General features: G+C 41.7%; 42 protein-coding genes. 36 read left to right on the forward strand and 6 right to left on the reverse strand.

The window, feature by feature from the left end; translation table 11 throughout:
* Window positions 1–204 precede the first annotated feature (204 nt).
* Window positions 205–924, reverse strand: a complete 720-nt coding sequence (locus tag HMPREF1139_RS06570; RefSeq protein ID WP_034966264.1) for an XRE family transcriptional regulator — start codon at window positions 922–924, stop codon at window positions 205–207.
* A gap of 130 nt (window positions 925–1,054) precedes the next feature.
* Between HMPREF1139_RS06570 and HMPREF1139_RS11740 the strand changes: the two genes are divergently transcribed.
* The 15 genes from HMPREF1139_RS11740 (at window position 1,055) to HMPREF1139_RS06640 (ending at window position 9,823) form a co-directional block, all read left to right on the forward strand.
* Complete coding sequence (locus tag HMPREF1139_RS11740) at window positions 1,055–1,216, forward strand: hypothetical protein (RefSeq protein ID WP_009650616.1); 162 nt, start codon at window positions 1,055–1,057, stop codon at window positions 1,214–1,216.
* Window positions 1,217–3,310 (forward strand): Mu transposase C-terminal domain-containing protein, encoded by a 2,094-nt coding sequence (locus HMPREF1139_RS06575; protein ID WP_009650635.1) that lies wholly within the window; start codon window positions 1,217–1,219, stop codon window positions 3,308–3,310.
* Between the two features lie 11 nt (window positions 3,311–3,321).
* The gene (locus HMPREF1139_RS06580; RefSeq protein ID WP_009650628.1) at window positions 3,322–4,218 is read left to right on the forward strand and encodes an AAA family ATPase; all 897 of its coding nucleotides are present in this window, start codon (window positions 3,322–3,324) and stop codon (window positions 4,216–4,218) included.
* On the forward strand, window positions 4,215–4,457 hold the full coding sequence (locus HMPREF1139_RS06585) for a hypothetical protein (protein WP_009650612.1): 243 nt from the start codon (window positions 4,215–4,217) through the stop codon (window positions 4,455–4,457). Before HMPREF1139_RS06580 ends, HMPREF1139_RS06585 begins: the two co-directional genes overlap by 4 nt.
* 67 nt (window positions 4,458–4,524) lie before the next feature.
* Entirely contained in the window at window positions 4,525–4,866 is a 342-nt protein-coding gene (locus HMPREF1139_RS06590) for a DUF7768 domain-containing protein (protein WP_009650619.1), read from the forward strand.
* A gap of 118 nt (window positions 4,867–4,984) precedes the next feature.
* On the forward strand, window positions 4,985–5,524 hold the full coding sequence (locus tag HMPREF1139_RS06595) for a hypothetical protein (protein ID WP_009650654.1): 540 nt from the start codon (window positions 4,985–4,987) through the stop codon (window positions 5,522–5,524).
* 3 nt (window positions 5,525–5,527) lie between these two features.
* Entirely contained in the window at window positions 5,528–6,016 is a 489-nt protein-coding gene (locus HMPREF1139_RS06600) for a host-nuclease inhibitor Gam family protein (RefSeq protein WP_009650644.1), read from the forward strand.
* A 77-nt stretch (window positions 6,017–6,093) separates the two neighbouring features.
* Complete coding sequence (locus HMPREF1139_RS06605; protein ID WP_009650624.1) at window positions 6,094–6,336, forward strand: hypothetical protein; 243 nt, start codon at window positions 6,094–6,096, stop codon at window positions 6,334–6,336.
* A gap of 9 nt (window positions 6,337–6,345) precedes the next feature.
* Window positions 6,346–6,549: a hypothetical protein gene (locus HMPREF1139_RS06610; protein ID WP_009650615.1), complete on the forward strand. Its 204-nt coding sequence runs from the start codon at window positions 6,346–6,348 to the stop codon at window positions 6,547–6,549.
* Between the two features lie 32 nt (window positions 6,550–6,581).
* Entirely contained in the window at window positions 6,582–6,941 is a 360-nt protein-coding gene (locus HMPREF1139_RS11120; RefSeq protein WP_009650648.1) for a phage protein GemA/Gp16 family protein, read from the forward strand.
* Entirely contained in the window at window positions 6,941–7,126 is a 186-nt protein-coding gene (locus tag HMPREF1139_RS06620) for a hypothetical protein (protein WP_009650598.1), read from the forward strand. The genes HMPREF1139_RS11120 and HMPREF1139_RS06620 overlap by 1 nt, the downstream gene beginning before the upstream one ends.
* Window positions 7,123–8,382 carry a hypothetical protein gene (locus HMPREF1139_RS06625; RefSeq protein WP_009650611.1) on the forward strand — a complete coding sequence of 420 codons (1,260 nt, stop codon included), beginning with the start codon at window positions 7,123–7,125 and terminating at the stop codon, window positions 8,380–8,382. Before HMPREF1139_RS06620 ends, HMPREF1139_RS06625 begins: the two co-directional genes overlap by 4 nt.
* Window positions 8,328–8,672, forward strand: coding sequence for a hypothetical protein (locus tag HMPREF1139_RS06630; RefSeq protein ID WP_034966268.1), 345 nt, complete (start codon window positions 8,328–8,330; stop codon window positions 8,670–8,672). The genes HMPREF1139_RS06625 and HMPREF1139_RS06630 overlap by 55 nt, the downstream gene beginning before the upstream one ends.
* Window positions 8,669–9,091, forward strand: coding sequence for a hypothetical protein (locus HMPREF1139_RS06635; protein ID WP_009650620.1), 423 nt, complete (start codon window positions 8,669–8,671; stop codon window positions 9,089–9,091). Before HMPREF1139_RS06630 ends, HMPREF1139_RS06635 begins: the two co-directional genes overlap by 4 nt.
* Before the next feature lie 171 nt (window positions 9,092–9,262).
* On the forward strand, window positions 9,263–9,823 hold the full coding sequence (locus HMPREF1139_RS06640; protein WP_232209609.1) for a hypothetical protein: 561 nt from the start codon (window positions 9,263–9,265) through the stop codon (window positions 9,821–9,823).
* Window positions 9,824–9,833: 10 nt separating this feature from the next.
* Here HMPREF1139_RS06640 and HMPREF1139_RS06645 read toward each other — a convergent pair whose 3' ends face one another.
* The 4 genes from HMPREF1139_RS06645 to HMPREF1139_RS06660 all read right to left on the reverse strand — a co-directional run bounded on the left by HMPREF1139_RS06645 (window position 9,834) and on the right by HMPREF1139_RS06660 (window position 13,170).
* Window positions 9,834–11,390: a terminase large subunit domain-containing protein gene (locus tag HMPREF1139_RS06645; RefSeq protein WP_009650622.1), complete on the reverse strand. Its 1,557-nt coding sequence runs from the start codon at window positions 11,388–11,390 to the stop codon at window positions 9,834–9,836.
* A complete protein-coding gene (locus HMPREF1139_RS06650) occupies window positions 11,390–11,695 on the reverse strand; it encodes a hypothetical protein (RefSeq protein ID WP_009650632.1) in 306 nt (101 codons plus the stop codon). The genes HMPREF1139_RS06645 and HMPREF1139_RS06650 overlap by 1 nt, the downstream gene beginning before the upstream one ends.
* Window positions 11,696–11,703: 8 nt before the next feature.
* The gene (locus HMPREF1139_RS06655) at window positions 11,704–12,030 is read right to left on the reverse strand and encodes a hypothetical protein (protein ID WP_009650614.1); all 327 of its coding nucleotides are present in this window, start codon (window positions 12,028–12,030) and stop codon (window positions 11,704–11,706) included.
* Window positions 12,031–12,147: 117 nt separating this feature from the next.
* Window positions 12,148–13,170 carry a phage portal protein gene (locus tag HMPREF1139_RS06660; protein WP_009650646.1) on the reverse strand — a complete coding sequence of 341 codons (1,023 nt, stop codon included), beginning with the start codon at window positions 13,168–13,170 and terminating at the stop codon, window positions 12,148–12,150.
* 144 nt (window positions 13,171–13,314) lie between these two features.
* Between HMPREF1139_RS06660 and HMPREF1139_RS06665 the strand changes: the two genes are divergently transcribed.
* The 19 genes from HMPREF1139_RS06665 to HMPREF1139_RS06750 are packed head-to-tail and all read left to right on the forward strand — an operon-like array spanning window position 13,315 to window position 23,455.
* Window positions 13,315–14,085 (forward strand): XkdF-like putative serine protease domain-containing protein, encoded by a 771-nt coding sequence (locus tag HMPREF1139_RS06665; protein WP_009650634.1) that lies wholly within the window; start codon window positions 13,315–13,317, stop codon window positions 14,083–14,085.
* Complete coding sequence (locus HMPREF1139_RS06670) at window positions 14,085–14,978, forward strand: P2 family phage major capsid protein (protein ID WP_009650608.1); 894 nt, start codon at window positions 14,085–14,087, stop codon at window positions 14,976–14,978. Before HMPREF1139_RS06665 ends, HMPREF1139_RS06670 begins: the two co-directional genes overlap by 1 nt.
* Window positions 14,978–15,166, forward strand: coding sequence for a hypothetical protein (locus HMPREF1139_RS06675; protein ID WP_009650596.1), 189 nt, complete (start codon window positions 14,978–14,980; stop codon window positions 15,164–15,166). The genes HMPREF1139_RS06670 and HMPREF1139_RS06675 overlap by 1 nt, the downstream gene beginning before the upstream one ends.
* Window positions 15,167–15,172: 6 nt before the next feature.
* Window positions 15,173–15,613, forward strand: a complete 441-nt coding sequence (locus HMPREF1139_RS06680) for a glycoside hydrolase family protein (RefSeq protein ID WP_009650621.1) — start codon at window positions 15,173–15,175, stop codon at window positions 15,611–15,613.
* A complete protein-coding gene (locus HMPREF1139_RS06685; RefSeq protein WP_009650599.1) occupies window positions 15,594–15,956 on the forward strand; it encodes a hypothetical protein in 363 nt (120 codons plus the stop codon). Before HMPREF1139_RS06680 ends, HMPREF1139_RS06685 begins: the two co-directional genes overlap by 20 nt.
* Complete coding sequence (locus HMPREF1139_RS06690) at window positions 15,953–16,183, forward strand: hypothetical protein (protein ID WP_009650650.1); 231 nt, start codon at window positions 15,953–15,955, stop codon at window positions 16,181–16,183. The genes HMPREF1139_RS06685 and HMPREF1139_RS06690 overlap by 4 nt, the downstream gene beginning before the upstream one ends.
* Complete coding sequence (locus HMPREF1139_RS06695; protein WP_009650638.1) at window positions 16,180–16,386, forward strand: hypothetical protein; 207 nt, start codon at window positions 16,180–16,182, stop codon at window positions 16,384–16,386. Before HMPREF1139_RS06690 ends, HMPREF1139_RS06695 begins: the two co-directional genes overlap by 4 nt.
* A 2-nt stretch (window positions 16,387–16,388) precedes the next feature.
* Complete coding sequence (locus HMPREF1139_RS06700; RefSeq protein ID WP_009650595.1) at window positions 16,389–16,700, forward strand: hypothetical protein; 312 nt, start codon at window positions 16,389–16,391, stop codon at window positions 16,698–16,700.
* Entirely contained in the window at window positions 16,678–17,289 is a 612-nt protein-coding gene (locus tag HMPREF1139_RS06705) for a phage baseplate assembly protein V (RefSeq protein WP_009650631.1), read from the forward strand. The genes HMPREF1139_RS06700 and HMPREF1139_RS06705 overlap by 23 nt, the downstream gene beginning before the upstream one ends.
* A 2-nt stretch (window positions 17,290–17,291) precedes the next feature.
* Window positions 17,292–17,576: a GPW/gp25 family protein gene (locus HMPREF1139_RS06710; protein ID WP_009650603.1), complete on the forward strand. Its 285-nt coding sequence runs from the start codon at window positions 17,292–17,294 to the stop codon at window positions 17,574–17,576.
* Window positions 17,573–18,655, forward strand: coding sequence for a baseplate assembly protein (locus HMPREF1139_RS06715; protein WP_009650649.1), 1,083 nt, complete (start codon window positions 17,573–17,575; stop codon window positions 18,653–18,655). The genes HMPREF1139_RS06710 and HMPREF1139_RS06715 overlap by 4 nt, the downstream gene beginning before the upstream one ends.
* Window positions 18,652–19,206 (forward strand): phage tail protein, encoded by a 555-nt coding sequence (locus tag HMPREF1139_RS06720; protein ID WP_009650641.1) that lies wholly within the window; start codon window positions 18,652–18,654, stop codon window positions 19,204–19,206. Before HMPREF1139_RS06715 ends, HMPREF1139_RS06720 begins: the two co-directional genes overlap by 4 nt.
* Window positions 19,199–20,422 (forward strand): tail fiber protein, encoded by a 1,224-nt coding sequence (locus HMPREF1139_RS11560; RefSeq protein WP_009650640.1) that lies wholly within the window; start codon window positions 19,199–19,201, stop codon window positions 20,420–20,422. Before HMPREF1139_RS06720 ends, HMPREF1139_RS11560 begins: the two co-directional genes overlap by 8 nt.
* Before the next feature lie 11 nt (window positions 20,423–20,433).
* Window positions 20,434–20,742: a hypothetical protein gene (locus HMPREF1139_RS06730; protein ID WP_009650651.1), complete on the forward strand. Its 309-nt coding sequence runs from the start codon at window positions 20,434–20,436 to the stop codon at window positions 20,740–20,742.
* Window positions 20,739–20,903 (forward strand): hypothetical protein, encoded by a 165-nt coding sequence (locus HMPREF1139_RS11745; RefSeq protein ID WP_009650630.1) that lies wholly within the window; start codon window positions 20,739–20,741, stop codon window positions 20,901–20,903. The genes HMPREF1139_RS06730 and HMPREF1139_RS11745 overlap by 4 nt, the downstream gene beginning before the upstream one ends.
* On the forward strand, window positions 20,900–21,508 hold the full coding sequence (locus HMPREF1139_RS06735; RefSeq protein WP_009650617.1) for a DUF7338 family protein: 609 nt from the start codon (window positions 20,900–20,902) through the stop codon (window positions 21,506–21,508). Before HMPREF1139_RS11745 ends, HMPREF1139_RS06735 begins: the two co-directional genes overlap by 4 nt.
* Before the next feature lie 18 nt (window positions 21,509–21,526).
* A complete protein-coding gene (locus tag HMPREF1139_RS06740; protein WP_009650637.1) occupies window positions 21,527–22,690 on the forward strand; it encodes a phage tail sheath family protein in 1,164 nt (387 codons plus the stop codon).
* A 10-nt stretch (window positions 22,691–22,700) separates the two neighbouring features.
* On the forward strand, window positions 22,701–23,213 hold the full coding sequence (locus HMPREF1139_RS06745) for a phage major tail tube protein (RefSeq protein WP_009650645.1): 513 nt from the start codon (window positions 22,701–22,703) through the stop codon (window positions 23,211–23,213).
* A 14-nt stretch (window positions 23,214–23,227) separates the two neighbouring features.
* The gene (locus tag HMPREF1139_RS06750) at window positions 23,228–23,455 is read left to right on the forward strand and encodes a phage tail assembly protein (protein WP_009650639.1); all 228 of its coding nucleotides are present in this window, start codon (window positions 23,228–23,230) and stop codon (window positions 23,453–23,455) included.
* Window positions 23,456–23,581: 126 nt separating this feature from the next.
* On the opposite strand, the gene HMPREF1139_RS06755 is transcribed toward HMPREF1139_RS06750, so the two are convergent.
* On the reverse strand, window positions 23,582–23,785 hold the full coding sequence (locus HMPREF1139_RS06755) for a hypothetical protein (RefSeq protein WP_034966273.1): 204 nt from the start codon (window positions 23,783–23,785) through the stop codon (window positions 23,582–23,584).
* Between the two features lie 53 nt (window positions 23,786–23,838).
* On the opposite strand from HMPREF1139_RS06755, the gene HMPREF1139_RS06760 reads away from it, so the two are divergent.
* Entirely contained in the window at window positions 23,839–25,989 is a 2,151-nt protein-coding gene (locus HMPREF1139_RS06760) for a phage tail tape measure protein (RefSeq protein WP_009650609.1), read from the forward strand.
* Between the two features lie 2 nt (window positions 25,990–25,991).
* On the forward strand, window positions 25,992–26,366 hold the full coding sequence (locus tag HMPREF1139_RS06765) for a phage tail protein (protein WP_009649413.1): 375 nt from the start codon (window positions 25,992–25,994) through the stop codon (window positions 26,364–26,366).
* Window positions 26,367–26,377 lie beyond the last annotated feature (11 nt).

Consider the following 26,377-nt stretch of genomic DNA (forward strand, 5'->3'; position numbering starts at 1 on the left):
GTAAAAAAGTGAGAATATGAAAAAAGACAGAGCAAATGGCGATATGGTCGTAGTTTATTATGATGTTTTATCAAGGTGAAAAATGAGAAACGAAAATGCAAATTTTGCAATTTTTTTGCATTTTTTATACATTTTGAACTTTTTGCTTTAAGGAGCTTCAAAAAACTTCAATTTTATTTCAAAACTCGATAAAATCGGCTTCAATCATATCACACACCTTAAAACCTTACCGATGATATAAGCTTGTGTATCGTCATCAGGCCCTATCTCGTAGCTTTTATATTCCTTATTGATACTGATGATCTCAAGTGTGCCATCCGGCGCCTTTTGCAGTAGTTTTACCATAAAATTGCCCGAGTAGTTTATAATATATAGCCCATCGCCTTTAAATTCTTTATTTATATCGGCGATGACCCAGCTATCAGGGTAAAGCATAGGTATCATAGAATAGCCGCTCACACGCATGCAACGCAACTTTTCCACATCAGGCTTTAGTCTAAAAAGCATCTTTGAAAACGGTATCAAAACCTCCGTGTCATATACTTCTACGCCGTCTATATCGACGCTTTCGCCTGCGCCTACATTGGAGCTAAGTTGTCTTATGAATATCTGATCACGCTGAAGCTGTTCCAGCTCATGACCTTTAAAGCCGTCTTGATTGCGGGACATATTGGGGGACAAAATTTTAGATTGCGGGACATATTGGGGGACATTTTTAGTTGATATATTTCCTTGTGTCAAAAAATCAGTAGAAATACCTAGCCCAAGCGCTATCTTTTTTATTATATTTGTTGTTAGGTTTTCATCATCTGCTTTTTCGTATCTTTGAATTGTTTTATCTGAAATACCTGCTTTAATTGCCAATTCTTGCTGTGTCAATCCTTGTTCTTCTCGCAATAAACGAATTTTCTGTCCTAAATTCATGTTTTACCCCTTGACAATCAGACAAGATTGTCGTATAATTTCAAAACAATTTTAGAAATAATAGCTAAAAAACTTAGAAATTTCCTTAATATGGAAATTTCCCCTCAATATGAGGATCAGGAGAGTAAAAATGGAAAAGCAAACCATAGCCAAAGCGGTCAAAAAAGCAACAAAATATGACCTAAAAAGCTATTGCGAAATAAATGGGTTAAGCCTAACGAGCCTTTATAAGGGTTTTGTCAGTAAAAAAGCTCAAAAGATATTCAAGAAAGACGGCATAAAGGTAGCCTAAGTGTGGGTAGATAGCAAAAACGCGGCTGAAATTTTGGGCATAAAGTATGAAGCCATTAAAAAAGCCGTTCAGCGTGCAAACAAACAAGGCAAAAAATTTTGCTCTTTAAACAGACAAAATTGTCTGTTTATGAATATTGACGGTAACCGTGGTGGAGCGGGCGGTAAAACCCTTCAAATCTGGCTAGATGATGAAATAGTAAAAGAGTGTCAGACTAGCCAAAGGGCAAATCAAAATTTAAAGGCAAATGATGAAAATAATAGAAGACGCCATAGCGTGGCTTGTGGTGATAGCTCTTGTGATGCCTTGTCTGATGATAGTAGCGATCTTGGATGCGATACTGGATCTTGCTTGGATAGTAGCGAGCGCATTTATGCTAGCTGCAACGACGATCATCTACCTAGTATCTGTGATAGCAAATTTATACAAGAGGGTATGAGCGCCACAACTCGTCAAAATAACGATACCAAGCCAAGCGACATGGCGTGTAGCGACACAGCTCTCGCCTCCGCGAGCCAAATTTTAGCCCCAAAAATAAAAATCAAGGATCTTGAAAGTATGAACAAAGTAAAAGCAGTGAGTGAGCTAAAAAGCTGCCCAAAGGGTATGAGTAAGACGATCTGGGGCAAAAGTATAGCCGGCAAATACGCCGTGAGTCTAAAAACACTTTATGAATGGGCGAAAATCTTAAAAACAGATGAAGCCCAAGTCGTAGATGACGAGCTTGGCATTGATTTCAAGGCTAAATTTAAAAGTTCTAGCTTTGACATGAGTGCCCTAGAATGGGCGGTGGCCGCGATGATAAATAATCCTCTTGCCTCAAAGACCTTCATTTATGAAAAACTTACCGACCATGCAGAGAAAAACGCCCTTAAAATCGGCTCGTATAAGAGCTTTGCGAGGCTAACGGACACGCCCGAGATAAAAGCTCTCGTGCTAAAAGCAGTAAATGGCGACCGAGGTGTTAGAAACGAGATCGCGCCATTTGTGCTAAGAGATCTAAACTGCTATGAGAGCTTAGAGCTAGTTTGCGGCGATCAGATAGTATTTGATTTTGATGCGATATGCCCGGCAGGCGAGGTGGTAAATCCAAACGCATATGTGTGGATAGATATGGGAAGCGGTGCGATAATAGGCATAGACATCACATTTGGCAAATATAATAAATTTTGCATAGGTAATAGCCTAAAAATGGCAGTGAAATTTGGCGTGCCAGATGCCATATATACAGATAACGGCAAACCAGAGCTTAGCAAATACATAACGCAGGTAAGAAGTGATCTTAGCGGCATAAAATTTAAAGACTTTGATGATCTGCCAATAACCATGCTGCACAAAAAGGCAAAACCGCGAAACTCACGTGCAAAGCCGATCGAAAATATGTTTAATCACATACAAAGACGTATGGGCGAGATGATCGTGTTTGAAAACGGCGGGGCGAGCTACCACAAAGATAACCGCACAAAAGAGATCATCAAAGAATATGCAAAGGCTAATCCTTTAAATTTTGATAAGTTCATAGCCTACGTCCAAAAAGCCGTGAAATGGTGGAACGAGCATATCAATGAAGATAGAAAGATCGTGCCGATGGATAGTTTCTTGCAAAAACTAGCCGCTAAGCCAAGAGCGATATTTGACGAAACGACGCTTGAATACATTTTCAGCGAGCGACGCATAATAAAGGTCAAAAACTCGTGTGTAAAACTTAGGGTAAAAGACGAAAGACGCACCTACTCACATCCAAAGCTAAGTAAATTTACGGGCGAAAAGGTCGAGGTGAGGATCAAACAAGACGAGATAAATAGCGTAAATATCGTGGATATTGATAAAAATCTACTCATTTGCGAGGCGACACTGATAAACAGGATAGATCCAAGAGACGAAGAGGCGCTAAGAGCAAGCATCGCCAGAAACGAAGCGGTAGTAAAAGCTGTAAGAGAGGCCTTCAAATACTACGACGGGCTTTATGCTAAGCCAAATGCCATAAACGCGCACAGTAGCGTAGCTCATCAAACCAAAGTAAAAAATGAGAAAAATAAAAGACTAAACAAGAAAATAGCTTTGAGTAATAAAGACCTGCTTGAAGCTATGTAAAAGGAGAATATATGACTTTAAAAGAGAAATTTGAGGTTTGCCGTGAATACGGCATAACGCAAGAGACGCTGGCACGCCAGATAAACAAAGGAGAGAGCACTATTAGCGGGCTACTTAACGGCAAGTATAACTCCGGCAAAAAAGAGCTATATGAAGCCAAACTTAATGCCTTTTTAGACGAGCAAATAGCCGCGCACCAGCCAAAACAAAGCAGCGATAACGACATTTGGCTTAGTCTTTCGCAGGAAAAGATAAAAGAGCGCATAAGACGCATGAAGGAGAGTAAATTCAGCTTTTTAGAGCTAATAACCGGCGAAAGCGGGATGGGTAAGACATTTTTGCTCGAAATGGTTGTAAAAGAGCTTGGTGGGCTATATGTAAAGGCAAGAAAGAGCCTGAGTGCGAGTGCATTCATGAGCCAGCTTTTGCGTGCAGTAGGCGAAAGGCCGCGCGGCAATACTGATGATAAATTTGAACTTTTTTGCGAAACGATCGCTAAAAGCGGGGTGCGTTTAATCATCATCGATGAGGCGGATCTATTTGTGCGAGACAATGACCTCACATTTGAGCGCAAATTTGAGCTTTTACGTGAAATATATGAGTTTAGCAGACGTAAAGATTTGGGTATCACGGTCATAGCCGCAGGACTTGATACGCTAAGAACACGCATCGATGGGCTTGGCGGGTATTTGCAAAGCCGCTTCACCTACTCACCGCAAATGACATTAAGCCATGACGAGCTTTTAAACATCGGCAAACTAAACGGGATAAGTGAAGACGTGAGTGAATATCTTGCAGAGTGCGACAATGCAAGGCTTTATGAAAAAACAGCCTTAAATTTAATGCTTGGCTATAACGAAAAGGTGTCGGCAAATCTAGTTTATATCACTTCAAGGGGTAAGAGATGATAAGAGCAATAGAACAAACACAAGCAAAAAAACTAAACGAGATCGTGGATTTCGTAAGCAGTATGACAAGAAAAGGATTTGAGATAGCCTTTTCTCAAAGCGGTGCGCCGTTTGGTGTCAAAAGAGCGAGCCTGATAAGAGGCGTCAGGGCTAATTATTCAAACGCTTATTTCAAGGCGGTGGGCGAGTTCATAATCCGCCTTGATAATGGCCTTGTCGTTGATATGGTGGCCAGATAAATATTTGATTTTTCGGGAGCTTTACGAAGCTTCCTATAAAGTCAAATTTTAAGAAAGGAAAAAATCAATGAGAAGTGCGAGACTTGTGTTCGTCTCAACGCCTTACGCGAGCATTGAGTGCAAGGACAGAGACAGGAATTACTATGCGCGCCAGTTTGCGCTCGAGGCTTGCAGCATCGTCAGGCAAAACGGTTATGAGCCGATCAGCCCGGTGCTTGCTTTCATGGATGTGTACAGCGAGCTTGAACGCGAAGATGTGATGAAAGCTTGCTTAGAGCTACTTTCGGTGTGTAGCTATTATTACTTTCATCCGTGCAAATTTAGCGACAAAAGTCGTGGTATGCAAGAGGAGAGAGACTACGCCCGTGAGCTTGGCATCACGGAGCTTAAATTTAGTCTGTTTGAGTGAAAAATGAGGGTGCGGATCGTAAAGAGAGCAAAGCAAAATTTAGCTGTCGCTACTCTTTATGGATACGTTTGTAAAGCGAGATTCGCACAGAAATTTAAAATTTTAGAGAGGAGAAGAGATGACATTGGAAGAAAGCGTAAAGCAACAAATCAAGATCATGCAAGCTTTTATCGACGGTAAGGATGTGCAGTTTAGAGAAAAAGGCGACACTCGCGATGATTGGAGTGATCATACTGATGACGGATGGAATTTTGATTTTTTCGAATACCGAATAAAGCCGGATTTTAAGCCAAAAACGTGCAGATTCAAAACAGGCGATATGGTATTCAAACGAAGTTTCGAGGGTAAAAGCATAGCCAAAAAAGGCGGCACGCTGATAACTGAAGAGATGATATATAACTACGAAAAAGGCAAAAGCTTTTATCAACCGGGTAATGATCTCAATGAAGATTATTTCCTGGAAGACGAGCTACTTTGGTACTGGGAGTATATAGGCATAAGCGGTGTTTGGTGCCACACGACCATGAGAGAGACCAAACAAGACTTCATAGACTTTTTAAGAGGCAGGGCTCATCCGGAGTCCATGATAAAAAGGATAGTCCCGCTTTATATGCTGGGTTTTAGGATTCCAAACAATAAAAATTTAAACGAGGAGTAAAACATGCAAATAAATAGTTTTGGTGATATTGATAACGCCTTAAAAAGAGTCTGCGAGCTAAGCGTAGGCATAGAGAAAATCAACGGCGAAGTAACACTCGAGTGTAACCGCATAAAAGAATCACGCAAAAGTGAGGTCGAGAGGCTGGAAAACGAGAAGAATTTCATCGAGCAGCAGATCACGCTTTTTTGTGAAGATAATAAAGCCGAATTCGCCGAGAAACGCAGCAAAGAATTTACATTTGGCACGATAGGCTATCGCATAAGCAAAAGCGTATCTATCCCGCGCGTGGCTGCAAAGCTTGAAAGCCTGCTAAACGCTATAAAAGCCTTTGGACTAGGCAAAGAGTGCATAAGCTACGAAGAAAAACCAAATAAAGAAGCGCTTGCCGAGCTTGACGATGCTGATCTTGCAAGGCTTGGGCTAAAACGCGTGGTGAAAGATAATTTTAGAATTCAGCCAAAGCTTGAGAGCTTGCAAGTACAAAATTAAAGGGCAAAAGCCCTTTAACAAGCCTTTAAAGCAAATTTAAAAGCTTGTTAAAGAGTTTAAAAATTTAAGGATAAGAAATGAAAATTTGGAATTTTTATATGGACTACTTTAAAACTGGTGGTGCTACATATAAATTTAATGAAAAATATTATGCGAGCAATAATGTAAAAATCCTGCTTAGCCATATTTCTAAGAAATATAAACTCAAAAGAAGCTGCTGGTATCGCATAGATAATAAAACATATGGCTATGAGAATTTGGATAGACCAGGACTTATCTGCGGACTAGAAATCACTATGAATGTCGAGTTTATAGGCTAAGGCATTCAAATGACAACCAAGCAACGCATCCACCTTGATAACCTAGCAACCAAAAGAAAAGCCGAAGCGATGGCAAGACTACAAAATGCTCTTAGCTACGATATGGGCTTTTATAAATTTAAAAACGGCAAGCTCAATGTTTCAAAACTTGCACGTTGTGCAGGGCTTAGCCGCGGATTCGTGGAGCGTGAATTGTGGAGGCTGGGGCTATGACTAAAAAACAAATTAATTATAGAAAGCAATTATTGGCGATCATACACACGCATGAATTTTATCGCCACGCCAAAGCTAACGATGCGTGGCAGGACTTTTTAGCAAACTGGGGCGTTAAAAGCTCGGCCAAGCTAAGCATAAAAGAGCTTGTAAATGTGCTTGCAGTGATGAATGGCAAGGAGGAGCCAAAGGCTAAACTTAGCGAATTTGCCACCGCAAGCCAAATTTATGCTATCGAGGTTTTGTGGCAAAAGGTAGCAAAAGACGAAAGCATGCGGGCTTTGCTATTTTTTATAAAGAGAGTAACTAAAAATTTATACCTAAAAATCGAATATTTGAAGAAAACCGAGGCATCAAAGGTATTAATAGCTTTAAAGAAGATGGAGAAATAATGCTTTGTCCAAAATGTGCAAGCGATAAAACGACCGTAATAAAAACGATAAAAGGGCTAAAAAATATACGCATGAGAAAGTGTAGTAGGTGCGGCTATGGCTGGCTCACCGAAGAAAAGCCGATAAAAGACAAAGACTTAGTCGAATACGTAGAATATATCGATAAGATCGAGGGTGAAAAATGAGAATAAATCTTATAAAAACCCTCGCAAGATATAAAATTTTAAAATCACGTGGCGATCTAAAAACGCTTTTAGCAAACTATACGACGCAGCAAGTAGAAGCCTTAGAGCAGATCACGGATGAAATTTTAGCGCTTTGCTCGGAGATGGTGGATATTGAAGTGCTTAAAAAGCTACTCATGGACAAATGTAAGAGCGCAAATTTAAACGTTTTACCAAAAGATCTTGAAGCGATCTATACTTTGCTCGCCAAAGAGGCGGTCAAAAAAGTAGCTGCAAATTTAGGCAAAAAGATAGATTTTGCATTTGACGCAGTGGATGCCCAGGCGATAGACGCGATGCGAAAAGGCTTTTACTGGATGGGTAAAGAATATAATAAAAGCTTGCAAGATAGGCTAAAGGATAGCATCGAAAAGGTCTTTACAGGCGAAATAGCCTTTGACGAGATAGCTCCTCGCTTGAAAGATGAATTTGGCTCTATAATAAACGCTGATGAGCGGTATTTTCAAGGGGTGAGCGATCATATAAGCTTGCAAGCTGGCAATGTCGCGACCATAACGCAGGGAGCAAAGCATGGCGTGAAGTATTATAAAGTCCTCGCCGTGATGGATGCGCGCACTACTCAGATTTGCCGCTCGATGCACGGGCGTATCATAGAAGCAGCTCATCTTGAAGCACAAGCAAGCAATATCTTAAACGCTGCTAATCTAGCCGATAAAAAGGCGGCAGCCGTGTGGAGAACACAACCGTATCTTGGTAAAAGCGATAAAATGTCATCTGATTTTGGTTTGCCTCCGTATCATTTCAGATGTCGCACCGAGGTCGTGCCTGTGTGGATAGATGAAGAAGAAGTCGGTGGTGTAAAGATGAGAAACACATCGCCTATTTCAAATGACGAGACGATAAGGCATATCGATAAGATCGGGGTCGAGAGGGTGCTAAAGGCTAGCAACGCTCATATATTCAAAAAGCACAAAGATGTAAGCAAAAGCGATATAATAAAGGGGCTAAATTCTATCGTTGAAATTTCACCTAAAAGAGGTGAGAAAAACAAGCTTATTGCAAAGACTCAAAACGGGCTTTTCATGGTGCTTGATGGCGAAAATATCGTAAGTGCGTATAGGCCGCGAGACAAACAAAACAAGGACAACTTAAAAAACTATTTCAACAATAACGCCGAGGTCGGCAAAAAAGAGATCATCAAATGGCAAAGAGACAATTTCACATATATATTTACGAAGACATTGACTGGGAGATAAGGCTAAAAGGGCTCGAGGACTACGATCAAGTACCAGCCTATACAAAAAGTACTCCTGATTACGGATTTGGTATCTATAAAATAACGCCCGAGGGCAAAATAGCGTATATATTTGATATAGACGTAAGAGATGAGGATCTAAAGACGGCAAAAGAGGATGTGATAATGAGTGAGATCTGTGAGTTCGTCTTTGAAAACGATGCCTTTGAGCCGGTGAAAGAGACAAAATTTGAGGGCTCTTTTTATGATGCGCTCATCAAGATAAAAGAGATATTCAAAGGTAAAAAATGAGAAATTTTGACAAAGAACTTAAAAATTTAAGTTTCAGACTTGGAAGCGAGATCGCAAATATAGCAAAAGAAAAAACTGCACCGATCGTAACCGGACGACTAAAGAGAGACATAAAAGCAAGAAATGCTACTGCCAGTGGCGTAACGATAACGCAAACAAGGGCCGTACCGTATGCTAAATATGTCCATGGCGGTACCAAGGCACACATAATAAGACCAAAGAATAAAAAGGCGCTGGCAAATACGAAAGCCGGGCTATTTTTTGGTAAAAAAGTAAATCATCCGGGAACAAAAGCAAATCCGTATCTACTCAATGCTTTAAAAATTTATCAAACCGGCGGACTAGATCGCGCGTTAAAAGATTTTGCGCAAGATGTTGGACAAAAGATCATTCAAGAGGTAAAAATAGAGTTTAAATAAATACAGTAAGCATAAAAAATAGATTTTTGATAAAATTACAATCAAAAAGGAAGGTTTATGCTGTGTCCATACTGCAACAATGACTTCGGTAAAGATATTTTAAGAAAGACTAAATGCAAAATGTGTGGAAATTTCGTCTTTATAAGAACTAAAGATGGCATAAAAACACCTATGACACAAGAGCAAAAAGAGCAGTTTGACTATATTTTAAGCATTACTCCGTTTGGAGAAAGAAACATAGACGAGATAGAGTCAATGTTTAAAAAAGAGATCGTAGCTGCAAAGAAGCAATTAAAAGATGAATTTGGCAACGATATTCCCAGGAACGATATTATTTTTAGAGCGTTAAATATAGCACTTATAAGAGCTTATGATAAAATGGATTTTAGTGAAATTTTTTATGTAAAATCTGCTCTGCATGATTTCTTTTGCTGTGAAAAAAGATACGAACAAGCGCTTGAAATAGCCTTTGAGATCTTCATGCTAAACTTAAATGATGCCGACAATTGGCATTATTGGGACGATGAAGGCAAAGAACATATTGAGTATTTTAGGCCTCAAAGTGGCTTTATCACAATGACAGGATGGATAAAGATAGCAAAATCATTTTTAGAGCTAAATGATAATGAGTTTGAAAAAATATTTTTTGATGTCTATAAAAATAAATTAGAGTGGCTTAAAATGCCTTTAGGCGCAGCATATATGTTTAGCGTTTTAGAACAAAATCTGTAATAATATCGAATCAAATAATATACGCCTTACCCCTTCTGTCCCTAACTTTCTCAAAATAACTAAGTGCAAGCGCCAAAGCCCAAAAGCGATCGGCGTGTCCGTGCTCGTTGCGGTCGCTGTCATAAGTAAAGCTTTTGGCTCCGGCTTTGCGCTTGATAGCGTGTAGATCGGCTATCAAGGCAGGATCATTTGGAATAACGATCGTTTTATCCTCAAAGTGCTTTTTTAAATTTAACGCCATCGCTTCTTTACTACTAGCTGTAAAATACACACCTTGTACGCGCGATGGGAAGTGCCTTTTAAGCCGCTCGGCTACCGGCATACCGATACCAGTCTTGTCTATCTTTTGCATAGCTAGTGGGTTAAGACGCAAAAAATCTATGAGTAGCTGCTCTTGTGCCTCAAAGCTTGCCTTAGCAAGCACATCATATACACAAAGACTTTTGATGCCGTTATCATCAAAAACACTGATATGCACGCTACGATCCTTTGTGCGTCCCACGTCAAAGCCTGCATATTGTGGCACGTTTTTAGGTGGCAAGGTTACGCGGTAATCCTTGATGCAGCTTTTGATGAGCTCGACACTAAGCAGGGCATTTTCATCGTCTATGAATACGCACTCATAAGCACTCGCCCACGTATCGGCGTCAAAGAGTGCTCTCATAGTTTCAAGATCGAAATTCAGTCCGTCGTCTATCGCGCGGTAAATATCCACGCGGTGGCGTGAGAACATATAATATTTTACTTCATCGCTAAAAAGCTCGTGAAACAGGCTGTTTTCTTCAAACGGAGTAGAGAGGATAGTGAGCCTGCCCGCGACCGCTCCGATACTTGGCACCATTGCATGCCAGATACGTTTTTGATTTGCATACCAAGCAAACTCATCCATCCAAACATCGCCCGTAAAGCCTTGAGCTGAGCGGAAGTTATGCGCCAAAACCTTGATATAAGCGCCATTTTCAAGCGTTTTTTCGTATTCGCTATCTTTATTAAATGTAATATTAAGCTTATTGCTCCACATATCAAGATAGCTAAGTAAAATTTTAGCCTGCTCTTCGCTAGCACTGATAAATAGCTGATTGCGTCCAGCCACAGCCCCAAGCAAGGCATCAAGTCCACTAACATATGAAAAACCTATCTGACGAGATTTCAGTACGATGCGAAACTGTGAAGCGTCGTTTAAAAACTCTTTTTGATAGTTAAATAACCCACCCTCATCAAGCGCCTTTGCTTTTAAATTTTCATAGTCGGCATTCATGACCGTAAGCGGTTTTTTCTTATTTTTCACCTTCTCTTTTTTACGAGCTTCACCTTCAAGACGAGCAAGAGAGGCACTTAGCATCGCGATTTGCTTGGCTTTGCTATCCGTGCTTTTGCCATGACTTAGCTGCTTTATTTGAGCTTTTAGATTTGCAGCCGTGATCTCATCGTCTTTGCTTTTGTTTTGATTTTTCCAGCGTGAAAGAGTAGTGATGTTTATGCCGTATTCCTTGCTTAACTCGCTTAAAGAGTAGCCGCAGTCCAGTAAATTTACGATCAGCTCTTTGGTCTGTTTTTGATACGCCATCACTCCTCCATGTTCGACGATACGAAGTAATCGAGCGTGAAATCAAAATTTAGTATATCCACACCGCGCTCATCGGTCGCATCTACGCTCGAGTTTTTAAATACCAAAAGCGGCGTTAGGCTCATTAGAGATTTTAGCGTCGTTTCGCCAGAGCTTATCGGGACGATGACGGTTAAGACCGCTTTATATTGAGCGTGATTTAAAAAGCTTCGCTCGGATATGAAAATTTTATAATCATCCTCGTGCTTTTTGATAAGCTCCTCGCATATCGCCAAAAGCTCCCTTTCGTTTATATCCCTATTCATTATATCTCCTAAATAGCGGCATAAAGATAGCCGCTCGTATTTTTCTTGGTCGTAAGCTTATAAAATTTATCCATCCAATACTCCTCCCACTGCCTCACGTCCTTAAACGTATCTAAGCTCTCGTCATATTCGTTAGCTCGCTGCTGAACCTTTAGCCACAGCTTTTGACCTAGCAGTGCGAGCGTGAGAAAGGCCGCAGCCTTTAGCTCGTTTAGGCTATCCACGCTATATTTACTCATCTCAAATTCAGCCATCTCAATATACGGCACAATCTCGTCATCGCTTATCATTTTTAATGCGTTATATCTGCGAATTTCTTTTATGATTTCTTGCAACGCTTTTACTCCTTTATTATAACCCGCTTCAAAAAGCTTCAAAACGGCTTCAATTTCAACGAAAAGATTTTATTGGTATCTTTTATCGCCTTACGCCTTGAAACGTCTTAAATCGCTTTATTTTTCATATCCTAAAATTCCTCTTGCTTCACTCAAGCTTAAAATTCCATTTGCAACGAGCCCGGTAACCAGCTCGCTATCGTCTTTGAAGCTACTGACATCGATGGATTTAAGCTTTATAGGATAGCCGATAGAGTCGAAAAACCACTCAATCTGCTCTTGCTTTGGTATGATGGTGAGTTCATTGAAGCTATGAAGCTGCTGAGCAACTTCGCTACTTCCTCCAAGTTGCCCTGCACTCATGATGCCTAGCATTCTTGGTGGCACACCGTGAGCGGCTATGATCTCGTCGCGGTTTAAATTTTTAAGCTTTTCGAAACTGATGTCTTCCGTTTTGCTTAGATTTTCGATCCTGATCTTTGCGTTTTCTCCAGCTGCCGTCATTACGATCGTCTTATGCGCCTTATCATAGCCTTTGAAATTTGAGCCGAAAAACTCTCTAAATGTGTTTAGCTGCTGCTCGTCGGGTTCAGAGTTTTCAAATATGATAGCCGTATCAGCACGTGCCGAGTTTTCAAAAAAGGCGTTATTGAAGCTATCGGCTTTTTGATTTGTGAGAATGCTTAAGAGCGCGCCTAAATAATCAGGCTCGCCGTAAAATCTACTCCTTGGCGAGTAATAATATAGATGTTTTCCGGTAAGTGCGATCTTGCGAGCATTCTTGACTTGAAAGACTTCGTGCACTTCATCGACCCGCCCCTCTAAAGACGGCAATATATAAAGATTTTTGCCGGCGATTTCTACAAAAGCGTTGCCGAAAATTTCAAGATTTAAGATGAAGGCGTATAAAAATTCTTTTGGCGTCATGCTTTGCCCCTCAAGCCTAGAGCCGTCTTCTATATTTGAAAGAAGCGAGGCTTTAAGCTGGATGCAGCGTCGATGAAAGGTGTTTGCATAAAATAGATTAAGTAGCGCGTCAAAATCAAAAAACGGCGCGATCAGTCCATTACCGTCTTTGCTCTCTTCTCGTAGTTGAAAGCTATCGCTTCCGCCATTTGCCGCCTTAAAAATCAAGTCCATTTTTTACCTTTATTTTTGTTTGGCTCAATTTTACGTAAAAAATTTTTCAATTTCCAGCTAAATACGACATATATGTGCTATTTAGGTTTTTTAAAACTCGTTTTTTTGTCAAAATGCCACCAAAAAGCAAGGAGGTCGCAACCAGTGGCCAGAGAAATAACCAATATGCAAGTGAAGCTGATCTCACTCGTAGCAGCAGGTGCAAATAACAAAAAGATCATCTACAAAGATGAGAAATTTGACGAGCTCTTGCGCGTAGATTTTGAAAAAAGCGACGAAGAGCAAGGTGTGGTTTATGGCATCGTCTATGCACCAGACGAAGTCGATAGCCAAGGAGACTACGCAAACAGCGAAGAGATCAAAAAGGCTGCGTATAACTTCATGAAACGCGCGGATCTTAGCTATTGCGTAGATGTAAATCATAACTTCGACATCGCAAACGCTTATATCTGCGAAAGCTGGATCGTCAAAAGCAAGGATGAATTTTTTGACGAGGTCGGAGCTTGGGCTGTAGGCATAAAAATAGAAGATGAAAATTTAAGAAACCTCATAAAAAGCGGTCAGCTCTCGGGGCTTTCGATGTATGGAAGTGGCATTATCAAAAGTGAAGAGATAGAGCCGAAAGGACTTATTGAAACTATCAAAGAGGTAGTAAAGGGGCTTTTGCCAAAAGATATGAATAAAGACGAAATTTTATCCAAAGGAGAGAATATGAATAAAGAAGAAGTCGCTGAGCTCGTAAAAGCGCAGCTAAACGAAAACGAAGCGGCGAATAACGCCAAAATCGAGGAGCTTAGCAAGCAAATAAACGAACTGAGCGCAAAGTTAGAGGACGTAAATAAAGAGCTAAGCAAATCAAAACAAAGCGAAGAGTTAAAAAAATCTGAAAACAGCGCAAGCGGAGGGATACTATAATGAACGGACTAAATGAAATTTTAAAAGCTAGCATGAGTGCTACCGGCGTAACACTAAGCGGATCGCTAACGCCGGAGCAGGCGCATAACTTCATTGATGTCATCAAAGAGAAAAACGGCTTTTTAAGCAAAATTCATGTCGAAAAAATGGGCAAACTAAGCAAAGAGCTTGACGCATGGGACATCGCTCAGGGCATTTTAGTTCGCGTACCAAGCGGCTCAAAACCTACAGAGGCACAACGTGCAGCACTTGGCGTAGTGGGCGCAAAGCTTGAGGCAAAAGACGTTCAGCTCTTTGCGAGGATCCTCCAAGATGCACTGGACGACAATGCCTCAAACCCAAATTTCGAGAGCGAGACTTTCTCAAAATTCGCTACGGCATTTGGCAACGATATGGCGCTTTTAGGCTTCAAGGGAAATAGCGACACCTACAACAATACTTTCGAGACACTTCACAAAGGCTGGATACAAGTAGCAAAAGATGCTAGCGAAACAACAAAGGTGACATACGCTAGCACTGAGAAAATCAGCGACAGGCTTTCTACGCTAGCGCAAGCTATCCATGCAGACATTTCAAGCGAGGCCGTGATCCTCATAAACACTGCTGACGCACAAGAATACAACAAAGAGCTAGCCGCACTCAACTCTGTTTCACATCTCATCGAGGGCGGAGCTAAGAAAATTTTAGGTATCCCGCTAGAAGTCACGCCACTGATGCCAAGGGGCGTATATATGGCGACCCCGCTAAAAAACCTAGTGCTTGGTATGGTGCTTGACATCAGGCGCAACCGCTGGTATGACGCAGAGGAGCGCGCTTTGAAGTATGTGTTTGATGTCTCTATCGACTATCAAGTTGTCATCAAAAAATGGGTAACTTTGATGGAGAAAGCGTAATGAAATTTAGGGCCTTGAAAAATTCATCCATACAAGGCCACCTCTTTTTAGAGGGGGCGGTCTTAGAGCTACAAGAGAATGAGTCGCAGATCTACATCCAAAGCAAAATGATAGAAGAGTTAGAAGATGAGTTTGAAAATTTAAATGAGAACGAATCATCACAAGACAAAGATGAAGATACGGAGTAATGAAAAATGAGCCTACTTTCAAGCATCAAAGAAAACGAAGGCTTTGATAGCCACGTATATGAAGACACAAGAGGCTATCCGACCGTCGGATATGGCTTTAAGGTCTCTTCGCTCACACGTGATGAGCTGGCGCTAAACGGCGGCAAGATCGAGCCGATGAGCCGTGAGATAGCCGATAGAATTTTGATTTTGAAGCTTGAAAAGCTAAAAAGTGAAGCATTTGACACCTTTTCTTGGCTTGCCGACAAACCAAAAAACGTACAAGACGTGGTAATAGAAATGTGTTATCAAATAGGAGTGCCGGGTGTAAAAAAATTCGTCACTACGCTTCATCACATCAGAGTCGGCGAATATCGCCAAGCTTATCAAAGCGGGCTAAATTCTCTTTGGGCTAAACAAACTCCTAATCGTGCAAAAAGGGTTTTAAATGGACTTTTTAACGAGTAAATTCACATCTTTTCTTGGCTTTGGGCTGGCTGCATTTATAGGCATTATCTGCCTAAATCTATTTTTGGAAAATTCAAAGCTTGAAAGTGTGAATTCTCTTTTAAGTAGCGAGCTTAAAGCTTGCAACGAGAGGCAAGAGCAACTTACAAAAGACTACGCGACAAGCTCAAACAACCTAAACGCTTGCAATGCTCACATCGCTTTGCAAAACGAAGCCATTCAAGCGGCGCAAATCAAGACCAAAGCTAAAGAGCCGCCAGCAGTTGCGAAGGTAAAGAAAATTTATATCGAAAACAAAAGCTGTGAGGCGGAGTTGAAGGCTTACAAGGAGCTATTTAAATGAAAATTTTACTACTTATGTACCTAACGTTACTTTTATTCAGCGGCTGTGCGAGTCAGGTAGTCGAGCCGCATATCATATATAAAGATGTGCTCGTGCCTGTCAGATGTGACGCCAATATGCCAAATAAGCCGCTGAATAAAGGAAATTTCGAAAGCCATAAAGCTTTGATGATCTATTACCTGCAGTGTGAGGATCTAATAAAGCAATGCATCGGGGAAAATAAATGAAAATAGTGAAGCTAAATTTAAAGCGCGCTTTGGTGCTGCTCTTTGGCGGCGTGATAGTGGCGCTTTTTAGCATACTCTCATACTCGGTTTATGAGTGCATATTTCATAACAAAGACATAGTGATGACCGCTTGGGCGGTATCGCTTGGGGTATTTAATGCTCTGCTTAGTCCGGCTAAATTTTTGACCTTTTTCAAGGTTTAGCCATGGTGGAGAGCTATTTACTTTATGTCTTGGTGGTAGGGATAGTAGGCAGTATCGTTGGCTTTGCAAAAAGCGAGGCGGTCGGGCTTAAAGCACTTGGCAAAAGAGTACTTGACGGAGTATTCACTGCTTACGTAGTCTATGAGATAGCGTTTTTTTACTTTCACGATCTGCGTTATTCACTGGGGATTTGTGGTATCGGGGCGTGGATGGGCTCGGAGGGATTGCTGCTCGCAAAAGATGTAGCGATCGAAATTTTGACAAGCTTTAAGAGAAAAAGTAGAGGATACGATGATAGAGATCGGGATTATTAGCGAAATATCCGGCGACAGAGCGCGCGTAACTATCGGCTCCATGGTGACTGATTTTTTGCCCGTCATGCAGCTAGCTAACTCTTTTGCTAGAAGCTGGAGTCCGATCAGAGTCGGCGAGCAATGCTTAGTGCTTCCTATTCGTGGCAGCCTAAATGCCGGCATAGTGCTTCGAGGCATTTATCAAAACGCTCACTTGGCACCAAGCACCGATAAAAATAAGCAAATTTGCGTCTTCGAGGATGGCGTAAAGATAAGCTACGATGTAAGTAACTCTACACTTGAGATTTCAAGCCCGAAGCAAATAAATATAACTTGCGAGAATGCGAACGTAAAAGCTAAAAACGTAAAGGTAGAGGCAACTGATACACAGATAAAAAGTCCTAGCATAAAGCTTCTTGGTAATACTTTGATACAAGGTAGCATAAACACGGCAGGTGCCGGTGGGGGCAGCGGAAGCTTCGAGATAAACGGGAATGTGAAAATAACGGGCTCGATCAGCGCAGGCGGCGACGCTAAATTTGGCGGAAGTGTGAGCGATAGCAGAGGCGATCTCACAAATCATACAAATAACGGACTGGGGAGAGATTAAATATGAAATATCTAGCAAGCATCGAAGAAAGCATCAAAGACATACTCCTCACTCCGCTAGGATCTCGCGTCATGCTGCCTGATTACGGTAGCCGCATTTTTGAGCTAATAGATAGAAAGGTTGATGATGAATTTCGCGCCGATCTTGCATGCTACGTAATAGAGGCAGTCGAAAAATGGGAAACTCGCGTAAAGATAGATGAAGTGAAGCTCATAAGCCTAAAAGATCACAAGCTAAATTTTAAGATCGTTTTAACGAGTGGTAATGAGATAGGGGTTGAGCTATGAATTTACAAAACCTACCATATCCAAACGTTATCGAAGAGCTCAGTTTTAACGAGCTTTTAAAGGGTATCAAAGAGCTTTTTAAAAGCTATTTGAATGACGAAGAAATCACGCTACTTGAAAGCGATCGTTTCTCCGCGCTTCTTGAAACGCTTGCATATCGTGAGTTGCTTTTACGAGCAAGGATAAATCAAAGCGTGAAAAGTATGCTTTTGCCTTATGCCAGCGGAACTGATCTTGATAACGTGGTAGCGATCTATGGTATCGAAAGGCTTCAAGGAGAAAAACCGACAGCGGGCATCGAGTTTTGCCTGTCTACCCTAAAAGATAGCGATACCATCGTGCCCGCAAAAAGTGTATTTAGGAGTGAAAAAGGCGATACAGCCACTCTCAAAGATGGCGTGATCATCAAACAAGGCGAGCTAAAAGCTACCGGTAAAATCATACTCGATGAGTTTATCAAAGAAAGTGCGGTCAAATGCGAGCACATTCAAACTCCGCTACCTTTTGTCCTTAAAGCAAAGCAAACATCAAATTTCACCGGTGGAGCGGATAAAGAAAGTGACGAGAGATTGCGCGAGCGAGCAGTACTTTCGCTGGAAAGATTTTCAACCGCAGGAAGTGCGAAAGCCTATATCTATCAAGCACTATCTGCAAATGCAAAGGTCGAAGAAGTTAGCGTGCTAAACGGCGGAGCTGGCATCGTGAATGTCTATTTAAAAACCTCCGATATGAGCGAAGCTACGCGTCAAAGCGTAGAGGATCATCTAAGCGGCGAAAAGGTCAGACCACTCACTGATACAGTGAATGTCAAAAATGCAACTATCAAAGATATAACAATCAGTGCACAGCTCGAGCTAACCGATATGTTTTTAGCTGATGAGATCGATAAGGCTATCAAATCAAGCAGGAGCAGCCTAAGCTTAGGCGAGGATCTAAATTTAAGCTATATCTACTCTGTGCTTCATAAAAACGGAGTATATCGGGTAAATTTAAAAGCCCCCGCTGCTGATACAAAAGTGAGCGAGGATAGTTTCATAAGGCTAAATTTTAACCTTAGCTATAAAAAGGCCGAGCTATGAGCCTACTACCAAATCATAAAAGCAAACTTGACAAGCTGCTAGATGAGCTATTTGGGCTTAGATTAGATGGTCTTGACATCAGCGCTATAGATACGCTCGCCGATTCTTGTCCAGTGTCACTTTTACCGATCCTGGCAGCCAGCTTTGATGTAGATATAGATGGGCTAAATGAAACAAACGCTAGGTGGCTGATAAAAAACGCATTTAAAATCCATTTTTACAGTGGTTCGTTTTACGCGGTAAAAAAGGCGGTGCAAAGCGTAGATAGTGGTGCTGTGATCATCGAGGGCAATCTAAGTCAAAAATATGATAGATCCATCGAGTATAACAAAAGCAGGTTTTATGGTAGCAATACTCACTGGGCGCAGTATAGCATCATCGCTAGCATCCCCCTTTCAAAGCAGAAAGCAAAACAAATAAGCGAGGCTGCCAAGAGTGCAGCTCCTGCAAGGTGTGTGCTTGTTAGTATAGATCATAGAGCAAGCAGTGTGATCTACGACGGGCAAATCAAATATAACGATCAATTCAACTATGGAGCGTATAATGGCTAATCTAAAAGAAGAAAACAAGTGGGAAGAAGGCATCTATCAGCTTGAAGTAACCGATCCGGTGGTAGGCGGGATAGATGGCATCAGCAACAAGCAAGCAAAACAGCTGGCAAACAGGACGAAATTTTTAAAAGAGCAAGTTGAGGCGGCCGCTGATAACGCAAACAATAGGGTGTTAACCAGTACCTACAACGCCGAAAAGGCAGACTTTGCTACAAAAAGCGAAGTAAATGCAAAATTGGACAAAAGCGATGCGGCTGCAGACAGTAAAAAGCTAGGCGGCAAAACTCCGAGCGAATATGCAAGGGCAAACCACAATCACGACGAAATCTACCTCAAAAAAGACGAAGCAAGCGACGGCACCCCAATAGGTGCATACCTAGCTTGGAGCTCACAGGAGAAAATCCCAGCTGGCTATCTACTCTGTGACGGACGAAGCCTAAAAAAGAGCGAATACAATGAGCTTTTTGCCGTGATAGGCTACACATACGGCGGAAGTGGTGATGATTTCAATATACCGAAATTCAACGATGGTCGTTTCATGCGCGGCATAGGCGGAAACGCTGCAGCTTTAGGGGTGCTACAAAACGATGAAATCAAAGCACACACGCACGATATAGGCGGAGACAATGACATAGGACGCGGCGCAAATAAAATCCAGCCAATATCAGGGTTTGCGGGATTTGATACCTTGCCATCTCCATACTCAAACACAGGACTGATAGGCACTACAGGCGGAGTAGAAACAAGACCTCAAAACAGCGCGGTAGTTTTCATCATCAAAGCCAAAAACGTCAGAGAAGCAAAGCAATCAGAAATAGACAAAACACCATACGCCACTGAAAGCAAAGCTGGTCTCATCAAGGTCAAAAATGAAATCACTGGAATCCAAGAAGATGTAGCAGTGAGTGAGAAAGCGGTCGCAGGTATAGCAAGTATCGGTATCAATCAAACATGGCAAGATATGACAAGCCAAAGACAACCAAATATAATCTACACAAATACAACAGGTAGGTCTATTTTTGTCCTCGTGCGGGATGCTTCCGCTAGTGCAAATGGCAGAAATTATGACTTTTATGTTGACGAAAAAAATATTTGTCCTGGACACGGGCAAAACGCCTATTCTATTCTACATCTTTTTGCAATTATACCTCCAAATTCCACATATAAGGCAGTAAATGTAGTAATGTCGGCAACTAAATGGTTTGAACTTAGATAAAGGAACAACAAATGAAATACTTCAAAGACAAAAACAATCAAATCTATGCACTAGACGACAAAGATGTAGCAGACTTCAAAAAGCCTGAGTGGATCGAAATTTCAAAAGATGAAGTAGATAGGCTTCTCAATCCTGCACCAAGCGAGGAACAACTCAAGCAAAAAGAGCTAGCCGAACTAGAGGAGCAAATTAAAGAGACCGAGGGCTATATCAGACACGCTATACTGATTGGAAACGATAGTGTATTGCCTGAACTTCGGGAGGAATACAAAGGGCTTTTAGCGCAAAAAGAAAATCTGACAAAAGGAGACGAACAATGAGAAAACAAATCAAACGCTGCAATATTTGTAGCTCAAAACTAGACAAAGACGGACTTTGCCCGTGGAGCGGTTGCCCTAAAAGTCCAAAGTATGAAACTGAGGCAAAAGAACTAGAACAGCCAAAAGAAGCTGAAAGTGAGAACAAGAAAGGTAAAAAATGAGAAAATTAACAGCTAAACAAATTTGCCAAGTCATAAAAAACATAATTATCGAGCTTCCGTTTGAAATTTTGGCATTTCTAGTAGTTCCGATCGCTTTGCTATCTTGCAAAAAGGAGGACGAACACTTGCCACGTTGGGCGAGCTGGTTTGATGATCCTGATTACGGCATCAACGGCGATAAGGGCTGGAAAAACGAACACTTTCCGGAAAAAGAAAGGACATACTACGCCCGCTTACGCTGGCTACTTAGAAATCGTATCGGTGTCTTTTCTGTCAAATTTCTAGGCGTGAGAGTGAGAGACATAGACGCGTCAAGTGTCGTAACGCAAGGCAATCCGAAAGTCACTTCAAACGGCGGCATAGTCTCCGACTGGTGTCTAGTGATCTGCAAGCTCAAAAACGGCAAAGAGCGTTTCGGATACTACCGAACTATCAGATACGGCGGAATTCTCAAAAATTTCTATTGTCGGATATATCTAGGTTGGAAGCTGATGGATGTGGCAGGTATGAACGAGATGAACGTAGGAAAGTATCTCGAAGTGGGCGATAAACCTGTCTTAAAATCAGTGTGGGCGATCAATCCGCTCAAAAGAGTCAAACATTAAAATTTAAAAGGAGAAAACATGGCAGCAAAATACGGCGTAAACATAACGATTTCAGCAGAAGCAGCAAGACCTATACAGGTCGAGACTACGACTCCGATCGCGATAGCTGGGTATGAAGAGCTACTTGAAAACGGTATGCACTTTTTCATGACTACGGACAAAGCGATCGATGCGATAGAGCAAAAATACGAGGCAAAGAAAAAGGCGAATCAAACATTCAAAAAAGGCAGCGTCTATAAAGCTCTGAAAGCCATCAGCGATCAAGCGGTGCAAACGCAAATCATTCTCTCGGTCTTTACAAAAGACGATGACGCGGATACGAGCGACGAGATCACAGAATGCAAAGCGGCTATCGAAGCACTCAAAAATGCAAAATCAAAATTTGGCTATCGTCCAAACATCATCATTGCTCCCGAGTATTCTCACGAGGACGCCATAAAAGGAGCGATCGAAAAGATGAGCGAGAGACTAAAAGCAACCGGTATAATCGATCTAAAAGCAGATGATGCGGCAGGTGCTATCACAAAAATGGCGGACTTTGGATCGCGCAGGCTCATCGCCTCATATCCAAATGTCAAAGTTTGGGATGACGAGACGAATGCTTATGTATTCGAGGGCCAAAGCGCAAGGCTAGCGGGCATGATAGCTCACACTGATGGTAGCAGTGAGTTTGGATACGCCGACAGCTATTCAAATCGCGTGATGATAGGAGTATCAGGCACGCAGATAGACGTAGATTTCGAGTTGGGTGAAACATGCACGGCTGATGAGCTACGCGGAGCTCACATCTCAACGATCATCAGAGAAAGCGGCTTTCGTGCATGGGGCGGTGAGACAAGCGATCAAGATACCATCTGGCAAGATCTTGCCCGCGTTAGGATATTTGATCGTATCAGCGAAGCTTGCCAAAAAGGCGTTTTATTTGCTATCGATCGCAGAGCCGATCAGCTTTATCATGCCAAAAGAAGCGTAGATGAGTTGCTTCGCTCACTTGTCGGAGCAAAGGTACTCATCGGATATGAGATCAGCTGGAGCGAGAAAAATACATTGGCAAACATCACAGCCGGCAAATTTTATCTTGACGTCCGTATGCAAAACAATCCTATCGTCAAACAGCTTACGCTTGATTTCATTTACGTCGATAAATACGGCGAAAATTTACTAAATGATCTAAATAAATAAGGAGTGAAATATGGTCAAAAGACAAATACCTCAAGTGGTGCAAGAAGCAAACGTCTATATCAACGGGCAAGGCTATCTAGGCGTCGTCAAGTCTTTAACGATACCAAAGATCGAGCAAGAGATGGTCGAGATGAAAGGAGCGCTCAGCGGGAATTTCGCAAGTGGCTCAATAAAGGCTGTCGAGATGGAGTTTAAGCTAAACATCCTAGATAAAAATATGTTCTTAGGCTATGGGCTCAACACTTGGAAAAACAGAATTCCGTTTTTATTCAAGGCGTCCATATTCCAAGCCGGTCGTGAGCCGATGCCATTTTCAATGGCGGTCACAGGAGACATCATAGAGATAGATCCGGGCAGCTTTGAAAGCGGCAAGGAGATGGAAGTAAATGTGAAGCTTGCGGTGCATTTTTTAGATCTAAATATCGATAAGATCCCGATGATAGTCTTTGATGTGGAAAACATGATCTGCCTTATCGGCGGAGTAGATTATCTTGCCAAAGTCAGGTCAAATTTAAGTGAATAAGGAAAGGATAAAAGATGAGAAAAGTAACGATAAAACTACCAATTAGAGGCGATGAGATAGAAATTTACGCACCGACTGTGCGTGTGATGAGGATAGCTTCACAAGAAAAAACCGATGATGAAAAAAATATCAAACTGTGTATGTCGTGCACAAATATGAGTAATGATGAGATAGAAAACCTCGATGTGCTTGATTTTAAGGTGATAGATAAGGCGGTGGCGGATTTTTTGCAGGAAAAGTGAGCGCGCCGAGTAATGAAAGTATCGCGCTAATCGCTCATATTTTAGGATTTGGATATATTGAAATCTTAGAGCTTGATATGGTTGATTTTAGTGAGTTTGCAAACATTAGCGAACGTATCGCAAAGGCTAAGACTTTTTAGTATCGCCTAAAAATTCTCTTTTTAGTGCATTAGTTGCACGAGAAAGAGTGTTGAGCGTCCAGCCTATCGTGCCGATAGCCAAGCCCAAAAAGCCAAGTCCTAAAATGGTGGCTACTAAGCCATCCCAAAACCCGCTAGGCAAAAAGTAGCAAATGACGCCAAGGCTTAAGAGTATTAAAAATATTTTCATGAGAGTGATTATATCACAAAGATATAAAAATTTATCAAGCGCAAAGGTAAAAAATGAGAGATGAAGCAATAGGTATCAGTATCGGTCTAGCGGTTAAAGGATTATCACAGATTGACAGCTTAAAGCGCGGATTTGCTGGGCTAAAAAGTGGCGCAAGTGAGGCTAAAAAAGCAATAGCCACGCTAGATAAAACAAAGCTAAGTAATCTACAAGCAAGCATAAGAGAGACCAAAAGTAAGCTTATTAGCGAGTTAAGCGGAAGCTGGAGCTCTCTTGCAAACTCCGCTCTGCTAGGCGGATCAATCAAACTTGCCATAGACGATGAGGCGGCCTTTGCAAATGTGCGTAAATATGTTGATGATAGTGAAGAAAATTTAACTCGTCTAAAAGGACAGATGAGAGAGGTAAGCGCGCGTCTTGGTGAGAGCTTTACAAATATAGCAAATATCGCAGCAGGCGGTGGCAAGATAAATTTAAAAGGTGAAGAGCTTGTTAAATATACCCAGCTTCTTGCTACCGGCTCGGTTGCCTTTGAGATGAGTGCTGAGGCACTAAGTGCTGCAAGCAACAACATGAAAGTAGGCTTTAAGATAAATGACGTGGATAAAATGTCCGAGTTTTTTGATGCGGTGAACTTGCTTGACAACAAAGTAACAAATGCAAACGCAAATGAGATATTTGAAGCCACAGCACGCACTGCCGCAAATGCTAATCTAATCGGTCTAAACGAAAAAGATGCAAGTGCAATAAGTGCGACCATGCTAAGCACAGGCAAAGAAGCCTCAGTTGTCGGCACTAGTTTAAACGCGCTTTACTCAGGGCTATCAATGGCAGATAAAAAAGGCAAGGCATTTCAGGAGGCTTTGCAGAGTATCGGACTGGATGCTGGATATTTAAAAACTGCTCTGCAAAAGGACGCAGCAGGTGCGATCACACTATTTTTAGAACAAATCTCAAAAGCGGACAAATCAAAGCAAGCCGGGCTACTTTATGATCTAGTTGGTGGAAATTTTAGTGATGAGATAGCAGGACTTGTAACTAATATCGATGAGTTAAAGAAAAATATAGCGATGGCAAATTCGGGTGAAGCCAAAGGCAGTATGCAAGCAGAACTACAAACAAAACTAAATACTACAAAGTCAGCCATCGAACGACTTACACAAAGCTGGAGAAATCTAGGCTCGGTGATGGGCGAGGCGTTTTTGCCGTTTATAAATTTATTGGCTGACGGGTTAGGTAAATTTGCTGGCTGGGTCAGCAAGCTAAGCAGTGAATTTCCAAGGCTTAGCACAGCAATTAGCTATGCGATCGGTGGCTTTTTGTTATTTAAACCGCTTTTACTCATTGGTAAAATCGCACTTTTAAGCCTAGCGGACGGCTTCTTGAGTGTTGTAAAAGCTATAGGCTGGCTAAACCCGCTAAATTTGATCGCAAAGGTGCGCTGGGCAGGACATGTAGCTAGTCTCTTGGCGGCAAATATAGCTGCTAAGGCTCACGCGGCTAGTATGTGGCTAGTTGGCACAAGACTAAAAGCAGCCATCATTTTTACGGCTGCATATTCAACTGTCAGTAAGGCTCTTGGAGCAACTATGGCGTTTTTGCGCACTTCTATTTTAGCTGGTGCGACGGCGATGAAGATCCTACGCCTTGCTCTCATATCGACCGGTATCGGTGCTTTGGTAGTTGGCATTGGTATGGCGGCTGCATGGCTCATTGAAAACTGGGACAAAGTAAAAGTGTGGTTTAGTTCTTTTAGTGGTTGGCTTAGCAAGATATTCGATCCGGTCGTAGAGTGGTTCAAGAATATATTTGGCGGTTTCTTTGACTGGATAAGTGAAAAATTCGCATGGATAAGCGATACGATAGGAACGGTAGGCGATGCTTTGGGCAGTGCATGGAAAGGCACAAAAGAATTTTTTGGCTTTGGTGATGAAGAAGAATCAAAACAAGAGAGCAAACAAAGCAATGAGGGCTTTTTTAGCTCGATGTTTGGCGAAAAAGACACACCACAAATAAAACAAACCGCAAAAGCATTAGCTACCACGAGCGGCAACATAACCATAAATTTAAACGGCGGCTTTAATATCGCTACAAGCGAAGGTAGATTTGATCTAAGCGAGTTTGAAAGAGCTTTGACTCAAAGCGTCAAACGTGCTATACAAAGAGATCAATTCAATCAAGCAAATACCGAGATCAGGGAGTAGAGATGGTCTTAAATCTAGGTGGCTTTAAATTTAACTGGAAACAAGTGGGCAGTGTCGGGATAGAAACCGAGTTTGGCATCAGCTCAAATGAGCGCATAGCAAATTATGAGGCTATATTTAGGGCAAATTTAGGCAATCAAACTATCAATATCGAAGGACAAACTCTGCCATATAGAGGCGACAAACAAACTGCCCTAAAAAGGCTTTATGAGCTGGCAAATTTAGCCAGCAGCTATCCGCTCACGAACGGTGCGGGCAAGTATTTCGGACGGTTTGTCATCACAAAAATCAGCGAAAAACAAGCAGTATTCACAGCAGATGGACTATTTTTCACTCAGACTTTTACGATGGAATTAAAGAGGGATTATGATTTATAAGGCAAAAGACA

It is taken from the genome of Campylobacter sp. FOBRC14 (assembly GCF_000287855.1).
GTDB classification, from domain to species: Bacteria; Campylobacterota; Campylobacteria; order Campylobacterales; family Campylobacteraceae; genus Campylobacter_A; species Campylobacter_A curvus.